Here is a 10,954-nt window from a genome sequence, read left to right as displayed (position 1 = left end):
CACCCGCGACAGGTCGGCCACGAAGTTGCGGCCCGCATGCTTCAGCGCCGCATCGGCGCCGGCATCCACAAAGACGGTCGCCGGCTGGCCGGCCTTCACCAGCGCCAGGCCCCGGCCGGGGTCGCGCACGCAGACCGACACCGGCGTGTCACAGGCCAGCACCGGCCCGACGAGGCTGACCGCGGCCAGCAGCCCGGCCATGGACTTCAAGAAACGCATCACCGCTTGTCTCCAGGCATCGGCCCCTGCACCGGGGGCTCTTTCGCCATTGATGGTTACGCAATCAGATGCCCGGCTCGTTCCGCCCCTGGCCTTCCGATCGGGATTTTCCCTGGTATGTCTTCGGACTTCTCCGTGCCCGCATCGCCTGGACAAGTTCCTGCAATCCATGCTTCGGCACATTTATGGTAGCGTAACCTTTTTCGCGACGCCAGCGTTGCCACGCTCACATCCCAGCCGAAGTCATGATCCGCAACCCCGTGCTGCCCGGCTTCAATCCGGACCCCTCGTTCTGCCGTGTCGGCGACGACTTCTACATCGCGACCTCCACGTTCGAGTGGTACCCGGGCGTGCAGATCCACCATTCACGCGACCTCGTCAACTGGACGCTGGTCGGCCGCCCGCTGAATCGCAAGAGCCAGCTCGACCTGCGCGGCAACCCCGACTCCTGCGGCGTCTGGGCGCCCTGTCTGTCCTGGGCCGACGGGCTGTTCTGGCTGGTCTACACCGACGTCAAGCGTTTCGAGGGCAACTTCAAGGATGCGCACAACTACATCGTCACGGCGCCGAGCATCGAGGGGCCCTGGAGCGACCCGGTCTATGTGAACTCCTCCGGCTTCGACCCCTCGCTCTTCCATGACGAGGACGGCCGCAAGTGGTTCCTCAACATGGTCTGGAACCACCGCACGGGCTCCATTGGCGGCCAGCCCAAGGCACCGGCCTTCGATGGCATCCTGCTGCAGGAGTGGGACGCCCAGCGCGGCCAGCTCGTCGGCCCCGTCACCAACATCTATCGAGGCACCGAGCTGGGCCTGGTCGAAGGTCCGCACCTTTTCAGGCGCCAGGGCTGGTACTACCTGATCACGGCCGAGGGCGGCACGGGCTACAGCCACGCGGTGACGATGGCGCGCTCGCGCACGCTTCGGGGTCCGTATGAGACCCATCCGCGCCAACACGTCGTGAGCAGCAAGGACGCGCCGGAGGCGCCGCTGCAGCGCGCCGGTCACGGCCAGGTCGTCGAGCTTGCCGACGGCAGCACCTACCTCGCCCACCTCTGCGGCCGCCCCCTGCCCGGGACGCTGCGTTCGCCGCGCGGCCGCGAGACGGCCATCCAGCGCTGCGTGTGGGGCGAGGACGACTGGCTGTATCTGGCGCACGGCGGCATGGTGCCGGCGATGGACGTGGTGGCGCCGGTCGCTGGCGTCGAGCCCAAGCCGCGCGAGGCCGTGCGCCGTCGCTTCATCGACTGCGCCGTCCTGCCATCGGAGTTCCAGTGGCTGCGCACGCCAGAGCCCGAGCGCCTGTTCACGCTGACCGGGTCGGCCCTGCGCCTGACCGGCCGCGAATCGGTGGGCAGTTGGTTCGAGCAGAGCCTCGTGGCGCGCCGTCAGGAGGACGCCTCCTTCCGCGCCGAGTGCACGCTCGCCGACTTCACGCCAGACACATATCAACAGGCAGCCGGCCTCACGCACTACTACAACCGCCACAAGTTCCATGCCCTGGTCGTGACCTGGCAGGACGGCGTCGGCCGCGTGCTCAGCATCCTGTCGTGCCCCGGCGACTGGCCCGACAACCGGCTGGAGTTCCCGCTGGCCGAGCCCGTGCCGTTGCCGGCCTCCGGTCCGGTGCGCCTGGCCGCGGACGTCGACGGCACCGCCCTGCAGTTCCAGGCTGACTGGGGCAAGGGCTGGCACCCCGTCGGCCCGGTGCTGGACGCCAGCGTCATCTCCGACGAAGGCGGTCGCGGCGAGCATGGCTCCTTCACCGGGGCCTTCATCGGCATGCTGGCTTTCGACACCAGCGGCGCCGCCCGCACGGCGGACTTCACGAGCTTCGACTACCTGCCGCGATGAAGGCGGAGGTCTACCGACTCGGCAGGGCCGGCGGCCTGCAGATCGCGGTCAGCGATTTCGGGGCGCGCTGGCTGTCCTGCCTCGTACCCATGGCGGATGGCAGCGTGCGCGAGGCCGTCCTGGGGCATGCCACGCTGGCCGACCACATGCGCGAGCCCGGCTTCTTCGGCGCCGTGGTGGGCCGCTACGCCAACCGCATCGGCGGTGCGACCTTCACCCTCGACGGCCACGAGCACCGACTGGCGGCGAACGAGGGCGCCAACCAGTTGCACGGCGGCCCCGAGGGCTTTGACCGCCGGCGCTGGAGCGTCGTCGATCACGGCCCGCTGCACCTGCGCCTGGGCCTGCACTCGCCGGACGGCGACCAGGGCTATCCCGGCGCGGTGGACGCCGAGGTCGAGTACCGCGTCGATCCGGGCCACGCCGCGCTCACGCTGCGCTTCGGCGCGCGCACGACGGCGACCTGTCCCGTCAACCTGACCAGCCACCCCTACTTCAACCTCGATGGCCGCACCGCGCCGGTGCTGGGCCATGGCCTGCAGGTGGCCGCCGACCACATGCTGCCGGTTCGGCCCGACATGATTCCCACGGGCGAGCTCGCGGCCGTTGACGGCACGCCGTTCGACCTGCGCCAGGCGCGCCGCCTCGGCGAAGGCCTGGGCCGGGGCGAACAGCAACGCATCGGCAGCGGCTACGACCACTGCTTCGTGCTCGACGAGGTGGCCGCGCGGGGCGAGCGGGCCGCGGCGGAACTGATATCGACGGACCGGCGGCTGGCCATGCGCCTCTTCACCGACTACCCCGGCCTGCAGGTCTGCAGCGGCAACTTCGTCCAGAACTCGCGCGGCCGAGATGGCCAGCCGTTCGCGCGCCACGCCGGCATCGCGCTGGAGCCGCAGTTCTTCCCCGATGCGCCCAATCATCCTGTCTGGCGCGACCAGGGCTGCGTGCTGCGGCCGGGGCGGGCCCTGAACCGCTGGATGCGGCTGGAGTTCGACGCACGCTAGGCCAGCGTTCGGGTCGAAGCCAGTGCGCAGCGTTTTGGTGAAAACGCTGACCGCCGAAAGGTCATCGCGCCTTATGATAGCGCTCCCATAGACCCTCGGATTTGCACCCATGATGCTCACCGACCGCACGATCGCCCAGGTCAGGGCCGCCTGCGCCGCAGCCGCCGCGGCCACAACGATCCACGCCGCTTTCCCCCGGGGGCAACGCCTCGCGGTGCGGCATGCGCGAGCCGGGGCGGTGAGGGGCGCGCTCACGGATGCGCCGGACAGGCTGACCCGGCAGCGAGGCCAGGCGTGACCCGCTCGAAAGCCGTCGAGGACCTGCGCAGCGCGCGCTGGTTCGCCAAGGACGATTTCCGCAGCTTCGGCCATCGCAGCCGTGTGTTGCAGATGGGCTATGGCGCCGAGGACTTCATCGGCAAGCCCGTCATCGCCATCGTCAACACCTGGAGCGATGCCAACCAGTGCCACACCCACTTCAAGCAACGGGTGGAGGACGTCAAGCGCGGCATCCTGCAGGCAGGCGGCTGGCCGCTGGAGCTGCCGGCCATCTCCCTGAGCGAGAGCATGGTCAAGCCGACCTCCATGCTCTATCGCAACTTCCTCGCGATGGAAACGGAGGAGCTGCTGCGCAGCCACCCGGTGGACGGCGCCGTGCTGATGGGCGGCTGCGACAAGACCACGCCGGGCCTGTTGATGGGCGCCATCAGCATGGGCTTGCCCTGCATCTACCTCCCCGCGGGGCCGATGCTGCGCGGCAACTGGCGCGGGCAGGTGCTGGGCTCGGGCAGCGACGCCTTCAAGTACTGGGACGAGCGTCGCGCCGGTCGCCTGAGCGACCAGGCCTGGGCAGAGATGGAGGCCGGCATCGCGCGCAGCCACGGCACCTGCATGACCATGGGCACGGCGGCCACCATGATGGGCATTGCCGAAGCGATCGGCTTCACGCTGCCCGGCGCCAGCAGCATCCCTGCGCCGGATGCCAATCACATCCGCATGTCCGCCGAGTGCGGTCGCCGCATCGTGCAGATGGTGTGGGAGGACCTGACGCCCGCCCGCCTGCTCAGCCCGGGCAGCTTTGCCAACGGCATCGCCGTCGCGATGGCCATGGGCTGCAGCACCAACGCCATCATCCATCTCGTGGCCATCAGCCGCCGCGCGGATCTGGCCGTCACGCTGGACGACTTCGATGCGGCCAGCCGTAACGTCGGCGTCATCGCCAACATCCGGCCCAGCGGCGATCGGTATCTGATGGAGGACTTCTTCTACGCCGGCGGCCTGCCGGCCATGATGAACACCATGGCGTCCCAGCTGGACCTCTCCGCGCTGACCGTCAACGGCAAGACCGTCGGCGAGAACATCGCGGGCGCCGAGGTCTTCAACGACGACGTGATCCGGCCTCTGGACAACCCCATCTACGCCGAAGGCGCGCTGGCGGTGCTGCGCGGCAATCTCGCGCCGGACGGTGTCGTCATCAAGCCCAGCGCGGTGGCCCCGCACCTGCTGCGGCACACCGGCCGCGCACTGGTGTTCGACGACTACCCCAGCCTGAAGGCCGCAGTGGACGACCCGGACCTCGACGTGACCGGCGACGACATCCTCGTGCTGCGCAATGCCGGCCCCAAGGGCGCCGGCATGCCGGAGTGGGGCATGCTGCCCATCCCGACCAAGCTGCTCAAACAAGGCGTGACGGACATGCTGCGCCTGTCCGACGCCCGCATGAGCGGCACCAGCTACGGCGGCTGCCTCTTGCACTGCAGCCCCGAGGCCTTCATCGGCGGCCCGCTGGCGCTGGTGAAGACGGGCGACCGCATCACCGTCGATGTGCCGGCCCGACGCATCCACCTCGAGATCAGCGACGAGGAGTTCGCTGCTCGCCAGGCCGCCTGGACGCCGCCGCCACCGCGCTACGAGCGTGGCTACGGCTGGATGTTCGGCCGCCACATCCTGCAGGCCCACGAGGGCTGCGACTTCGATTTCCTCGAAACCCAGTTCGGCGCGCCCGTGCCCGAGCCGGTCATCTATTGAGGCACACCATGAATCCCGACACCCGCAAGAAGCTGATGGGCGTCAGCACCGCGACGCTCTGCACCGCCCTGTTCAAGCGCGGCCTGCGCCACCAGTTCATCCAGGGGGTGCTGCCGCTGAACGCCAGCCTGCCCAACATGGTGGGCCCCGCCTACACGCTGCGCTACATGCCTGCGCGCGAGGACCTGAACGACATCAGCGTTTTCAAGGACCGCGCCCATCCGCAGCGCAAGGCCGTGGAGGAATGTCCCGAAGGCGCGGTCCTCGTCATCGATAGCCGCAAGGATGCGCGGGCGGCCTCGGCCGGCGGCATCCTCGTCGCGCGCCTGATGGTGCGGGGAGTGGCCGGCGTCGTCACCGATGGCGGCTTCCGCGACAGTCCCGACATCGCGAAGTACCCCTTCCCCGCCTACCACTCGCGACCCAGCGCGCCCACCAACCTGACGCTGCACCAGGCCATCGCCATCAACGAGCCCATTGGCTGCGGCGACGCGCCGGTCTTTCCGGGCGACATCGTCGTCGGCGATGCCGAAGGCGTCATCGTCATTCCCGCGCACCTGGCCGACGAGATCGCGAACGAAGCCGTCGAGATGACCGTCTTCGAGGACTACGTGCAGGAGAAGGTCCTGGGCGGCCGCAGCGTGCTGGGCCTGTACCCGCCCACCGACGTTGATGTGGCCGCGGACTTTGCGGCCTGGCGCCAGCTCAAGGAACGCTGAGCTTCTTCGCGCAGCGACGCTCCAGCACTTCGACCGGGAAGGCCTCGGCCATCACGCGGTAGCCCGCCAGCGACGGATGCAGACCGTCGTTGTCGACGTCGGCGCGCAGGTACGCCGGCCGCGCCGGATCGCGCATCAGCGCGTCGAAGTCCAGCAGCGCATCGAAGCGTCCCGGCTCGCGCAACCAGGCGTTGAGCGCCTGACGGTCGGCCTCGTTCTCTGCTTGCGGGGCGTAGTAGCCGCTGCCCGAGTAGGGCATGACGGTCGCGCCGATCAGGCAGACGCCGCGGGCGCGGGCGCGCAGGGCCAGGTCGGCAAAGCCGGCTTTCAACTCGGCCAGCAGTGCCGCGCGAGACTCCGGCGTTGTCGCCCGGCCGCGATGGCTGACGCCGAGGTCGTTGACGCCGATCAGGACGACCGCATGGGTCACGCCCGTGCGCGCCAGCACGTCGCGGTCAAAGCGCGACACGAGGTTGGGCCCGAGGCCGTCACGCAGCAGCCGACCACCCCCGATGCCCGTGTTGACGACCGAGGCCTCGCGCCCCCGCGCCACCAGGCGGCGCGACAGCGCATCGGTCCAGCGCTGGTAGCTGCCCGAAGGCACGCCATAGCCGTCGGTGATGGAGTCACCCGTCGCCACCAGCACGGGAAGCGGCCGGGGCACGCGCACGTCGACGGCCGCCAGATGCCACCAGCCCTCTTGACCCACCGCCTCCGGCCAGTCCGCCGCGTCGGCGCGGTTGCCCGCCACGGCCCAACTGCGGATGCGTGAGCCCGGATGGACACTGACCTGGGCTGGGCCAACCTGCACATGCCATTGCACGGCGACGTCGGCCAGCACCGGCAGCGCCAGCTCGACGGGATCGCTCCAGGCCTCGGCATGGGCGGGCACGATCACCTCGCGCCGTCCGCCAAAGCGCAGCGGCAGCAACGTGTCCGCCGCCAGCGACGGCAGCGGATCGAGGGCCGCGACGCGCGCGATGCTGGCGGCATCGACCACCAACGGCTCGTCGCCGAACAGATTGCTGACACGCACGCGCACGGCCTGGCCCGCGGCGGCGACGCGCACGATCTGGCGCAAGCTGACGTCCCGCATCGGCTGCCGCCACAGCGCTGGTGGCGACTTGACTTCGACATCCGGCGCCGGCACCGGCTGGGCCAGCATGGCGCTGCCCCAAGCCGCCGCCCAATCGGCCTGGGGACCTTGCGGCGTCGAAACGCAGCCCGCCAGCAGCAGGGCCGCTGCCGTCAACCAACCACCGCGGCGCGGGCCGGTCTTTTCCATACGTGCACTCATCCGGTTGCGGTCCTGTCAGCAGCAAATGGAAAATGATAGCGCAACCATAATGGCAGATCATTGTTCGGTCAGCGCCATAGCCAGCATCACCTTCACCTCACAGGTCCTGGAACCACGCGATCTGCTTGGCGGCGCTGACTCGTGATGGCCACCCTCTCCGGGCCGCCTCGCCTAAAAACTTACACCACCTCGTGGGGCATCACCGGCGCCCGGGCGCGAGTTTCCCAACGACGCTTAGGCTGCCCGGCCTTCTTGGCCGGGAGAGGCGATGCAGGCCCGTCGAGTCGCCCTGCTGCCCGCCCAAAAGCTCCGGGCGCTGGGCGCCCTCTGCAAGGCAGGCGTTCGCCTATGTTGTACCGGCGTCAACTAACGCGAGCTTCGCCAGGCTTCATGATGCGGGCAGGATTCCCCGCCACCGTGGCACCAGCGGGGACATCCCTGGTGACCACGGCCCCAGCTCCAATCAGCGCGTCATCGCCAACCGTCACGCCGGGCATGATGAGCGCGCCGCCACCGATCCACACGTTCCTGCCAATCTTGATGGGTCGCCCGAACTCCAAACCTTGGGCGCGCAGCGCCGGTTCGCGCGGATGGTCTGCGGTGAGGATTTGCACATCCGGGCTTTGTTGAGGCGCTGCTGAATGAAGCGATCAAGTTGGCCGCCAATGGGGAGCCTGAACTCGCGAAACAGGTGCTGCGCGATTTGGTCGCCGGGCTCAAGCGTTGAGCTCGGCTCTTTACCGTTCAGGTGAGATGTGATGATTGCGCTTGTCCGACATCATGCCGTGGTTTGCGCGATCGGCCTCGGCTTGGCGGTGCCGGCATGGGCGGACGAACCGCTGCACGGTCAGGTCATTGGCGTCGTGGGCGACGTCATCACGCTGGTCGACGCCCGGCAGCGTGAACACCAGTTACGGCTTGCCTTCATCGACGCGGCCGTGCCGGGTCAGCCCTTCGCCGATGAAGCGCAATCAGCCCTGTCTGCCATGTTGCTCGGCCGACAAGTGACGGCGCAGATTCGCGGGAGGGACCAAGACGGCATCGCCGTGGTCGAGGTGGTCGAGCCCCATGGCCATGTCATGAACCTCGAGTTGGTTCGCCGCGGCCTGGCCTGGCGTGACTATTTTCGATGCACAGAACCAGCCCGACCGCGAGCAGTACCAGACAGCCCTGTCCGAAGCTCAGCAGGCGCGGCAGGGCCTGTGGTCCCAGGATCGCGTGGAGGCACCTCGGGACTTTCGGGCACGCGTCAGTCAGCACATGCGCTGGTGGCTGTATGCAGTTGCTGGTCTGGCTGGCTACACCTTGCTTGGGCTCGTCTTTTCCGTCTATGACAAGCGTATCTCGGCCTGGATCGAACGGCAGGATCAAATCACCAAGGAATCGACTGAGGCTTACCGCCAGGCGCGCATGAAGGCTGAGGCAGAGCAAGCAGAGCGGGATCGGACGCGGGAGATCGCCAATCGGGAGATGGACAGACTGGCTGCCGAGCGCCGGCGTCGAGAGTCCGTGTAGCGCCCGCCTACTTCCCTTGTTGGGTCGCTGCAGCCAGGCTCTCCCCGACCCGAGGCCACGTCCTGTTGAGGGCATCCAAGCCAACGTCCAAGGCCTTGCGCCAAGCCGGGCCGCGTGCACGTGTCGAGGCGACCATATCGACGATGGTGTCGGGATCTCGCTGCACGAAGTAGTCGATCAGCGCCGCAGCCTGGGCGATGTCCTTCTTCGTCTTTGATCGGCTGTCCCCGGTCCGTTCGGCGGCCACGAGCAGCTTGCCCACGGCGTAGGTGGCCGGGGCCGGCAGGTTGACGACGATGGCCGAGGTACTGCCAAGCAGGGCTGCCGGGATGGGAGCTTCAAGCGCCAGCTCCATGAAGCGCAGCGGCTGCAGCGTCACGTTCAGCGCCCGGCATTCGACCGGCTCGTCACCGGTGCGCGTCCGGGAGGTCAGCCAGTCCAGATCGAAGTCCGGCTCGTCCGGCTTCACGTAGCGTGTTCCAGAGTTCACCGGCACAAAGCCCATCTGGAGGGACTCGATCGCCGAGTGGGCATCGACGCGGGCGTCCGGCGCCACAGCCAACGAGAGGTTTTTGCCCGCGTGGGCGAAGTCAAGGTCGACCGTCTGGCCAGGATCGCCCCAGAGTACGCCCAGCACGTTTTGGTAGGCCAAGAAGGCATGCGTGCCCACCACGAGGGCGCCGGCCGAGAACACGCCGTGATCAGCGAGGCGCTTCAGGACGCGGAAGTGCTTCGGCGCGACGGTGTAGCAACCCAACGCTGCAGCCGCGTTGGCCAACTTGCGCAAGTGCGCCTGGTTCGCGACCGCAGTCTCGTTGTGAGCGGCTTCGATGAGCGCGCGGGTCGCCTCGTCATCCGGACCGACATAGATCTGCTCGAGGCCGGCCGGGCCCTTGCGCTGGTAGTAGTGGTACCGCTTGCCGTGAATCAGCTTCGACGCGAAGCCGCCTGGAAGGTCAGCGGGCGATCGATTGAGCTGCGCCATTCGGGCTGCGGAGAGCGCGGAGGAGTAGGCGGCCTGAGCTGCCAGGCTGTTGTCAACGAACATATTTTTATACTACCTTTTCCAGTGAGGTAGTACATCACATTCTGACCACAAATTCCGTCAAAGCCGACGGGACCACGTCAGACGACCTCCAAGACTGCACTCAGGTCGTTGTTGACACATTGCTGCTCTTGGTCGCCGGCCTCCCCAATCCAGTCGAGAACCTAGGCGTCAAGAGGATCGACCCGACCGCCCGGCTGGTCAAGCCCCCACTGACCCGCTGCGCAGCGGCCAGGTCGGACGAAGCCAAGGATCTGGGCGCGAAGCTGAGCCAGCCCGAGCCTTACTTGTTGGAGTCACCGGCACGGATTGGCGAGCTACCTTCAGCCCGCACCTTAGCAATTCAAGGCCGCACAGACGCGCGCCCCGCACCAAACGGACCCGCTTGTTTACGACATTTGCGCGTGAACAGCAGCACCGGAAGATGCGGCTCCAGATTGCAGTCGATGTTTACGACTTCATTAGCCTGTTTACGACTCTAATTGTCGAGAACACAGAGTTGACTCCCACAAATAAAGTCCGTCGGGACTGGCATGCGTAAGTTGTTGATTTTTCGGCACGATCCATGTGCATCAAAGTCCGTCGGGAGTCCGCGTTCGGCCGGTCGCAACCAACCCATTGCAAATAAAGTCCGTCGGGCTACCTGTGGCCGCATGCTAGCCCGTTCGCGTGGCGCATCTCATGGACCACTGCGATCTCCAGAAAGACCGCTTCGCCAGCGATCTTTGCCATTGGGCGACGACCTTCCGGCGACCGTTCATGTGACGGTGCCGGTCGTCCAAGTGCCCACAGCCTCAAGGCTCGACCGACTGGTAGGCAGGTATCTTTTCAGGAACCTTGTCCGAACGCTTCATCCGGGGGACAAACAGAGCTGCCAGGTCTGTTCATCATCAGGCGCGTTGAACCCCTTCGCTCGACCCACTTGATGCGAACAAATCAAACGTATGTATCGTTCCGCTCGCCAAGCCTACTGCCAATCTCAAGCAGGTGGCAGCAACTCGCGGCTCAGAAGCGCCGAAAGGAATGCCTGCCACTACCCACATCAAGCACTTCGCCCCGCCACGAGATCGTCGCTGTTGCATTGACAGGGACGCTCAGTTCGAGGCTGCCGGAAGACCATTCAACCGTGATCAAGCCATGCGCTGATTCATGGCTGGTCTTGCACCAACTTAACGGTGAATCGGTCGGCGGCCGAACATGGAAGTGCTCGAAGCCTGCATTTCCAGGGCGCAGACCAGCCAACTCTCGGACCACCCAGTCGCCCACGCAGC

The 10,954-nt window shown here is 67.2% G+C and carries 10 protein-coding genes and 2 pseudogenes; 6 read left to right on the top strand and 6 right to left on the bottom strand.

The annotated features are described in order from the left end of the window. On the bottom strand, nucleotides 1–219 hold a 219-nt coding region (locus VGF12_RS07425), incomplete at its 3' end, for a hypothetical protein (RefSeq protein WP_331175401.1). A 245-nt stretch (nucleotides 220–464) separates the two neighbouring features. Between VGF12_RS07425 and VGF12_RS07420 the strand changes: the two genes are divergently transcribed. From VGF12_RS07420 to VGF12_RS07405, 4 genes are all read left to right on the top strand, one after another. Next, a complete protein-coding gene (locus tag VGF12_RS07420) occupies nucleotides 465–2,072 on the top strand; it encodes a glycoside hydrolase family 43 protein (protein WP_331175400.1) in 1,608 nt (535 codons plus the stop codon). Next, the gene (locus tag VGF12_RS07415; RefSeq protein WP_331175399.1) at nucleotides 2,069–3,079 is read left to right on the top strand and encodes an aldose epimerase family protein; all 1,011 of its coding nucleotides are present in this window, start codon (nucleotides 2,069–2,071) and stop codon (nucleotides 3,077–3,079) included. Before VGF12_RS07420 ends, VGF12_RS07415 begins: the two co-directional genes overlap by 4 nt. 294 nt (nucleotides 3,080–3,373) lie before the next feature. Continuing rightward, nucleotides 3,374–5,107: an L-arabinonate dehydratase gene (gene araD / locus VGF12_RS07410; protein WP_331175398.1), complete on the top strand. Its 1,734-nt coding sequence runs from the start codon at nucleotides 3,374–3,376 to the stop codon at nucleotides 5,105–5,107. A gap of 8 nt (nucleotides 5,108–5,115) precedes the next feature. Further along, on the top strand, nucleotides 5,116–5,826 hold the full coding sequence (locus tag VGF12_RS07405) for a ribonuclease activity regulator RraA (RefSeq protein ID WP_331175397.1): 711 nt from the start codon (nucleotides 5,116–5,118) through the stop codon (nucleotides 5,824–5,826). On the opposite strand, the gene VGF12_RS07400 is transcribed toward VGF12_RS07405, so the two are convergent. From VGF12_RS07400 to VGF12_RS07390, 3 genes and pseudogenes are all read right to left on the bottom strand, one after another. Continuing rightward, nucleotides 5,813–7,111, bottom strand: coding sequence for an SGNH/GDSL hydrolase family protein (locus VGF12_RS07400; protein ID WP_331175396.1), 1,299 nt, complete (start codon nucleotides 7,109–7,111; stop codon nucleotides 5,813–5,815). The genes VGF12_RS07405 and VGF12_RS07400 overlap by 14 nt on opposite strands. Before the next feature lie 374 nt (nucleotides 7,112–7,485). Beyond that, nucleotides 7,486–7,752, bottom strand: a pseudogene (locus VGF12_RS07395) (DapH/DapD/GlmU-related protein); the annotation flags it as partial. A gap of 108 nt (nucleotides 7,753–7,860) precedes the next feature. Continuing rightward, the gene (locus VGF12_RS07390; protein WP_331175395.1) at nucleotides 7,861–8,031 is read right to left on the bottom strand and encodes a hypothetical protein; all 171 of its coding nucleotides are present in this window, start codon (nucleotides 8,029–8,031) and stop codon (nucleotides 7,861–7,863) included. Between VGF12_RS07390 and VGF12_RS26225 the strand changes: the two are divergent. Continuing rightward, nucleotides 7,987–8,187: pseudogene (locus tag VGF12_RS26225) on the top strand (hypothetical protein); the annotation flags it as partial. The gene VGF12_RS07390 and the pseudogene VGF12_RS26225 overlap by 45 nt on opposite strands. Nucleotides 8,188–8,239: 52 nt before the next feature. Continuing rightward, complete coding sequence (locus VGF12_RS07385; protein ID WP_331175394.1) at nucleotides 8,240–8,638, top strand: hypothetical protein; 399 nt, start codon at nucleotides 8,240–8,242, stop codon at nucleotides 8,636–8,638. A 7-nt stretch (nucleotides 8,639–8,645) separates the two neighbouring features. Here the strand turns inward: VGF12_RS07385 and VGF12_RS07380 are convergent, their stop codons facing one another. Continuing rightward, the gene (locus tag VGF12_RS07380; RefSeq protein WP_331175393.1) at nucleotides 8,646–9,686 is read right to left on the bottom strand and encodes a GSU2403 family nucleotidyltransferase fold protein; all 1,041 of its coding nucleotides are present in this window, start codon (nucleotides 9,684–9,686) and stop codon (nucleotides 8,646–8,648) included. Nucleotides 9,687–10,688: 1,002 nt separating this feature from the next. Continuing rightward, nucleotides 10,689–10,954: alpha-L-rhamnosidase C-terminal domain-containing protein (locus VGF12_RS07375; protein WP_331175392.1), on the bottom strand; the 266-nt coding region annotated here is incomplete at its 5' end.

It is taken from the genome of Roseateles sp. (genome assembly GCF_036404855.1).
Taxonomy (GTDB): Bacteria; Pseudomonadota; Gammaproteobacteria; order Burkholderiales; family Burkholderiaceae_C; genus Pelomonas.
This window is presented reverse-complemented; position numbering and strand designations above follow the sequence as displayed.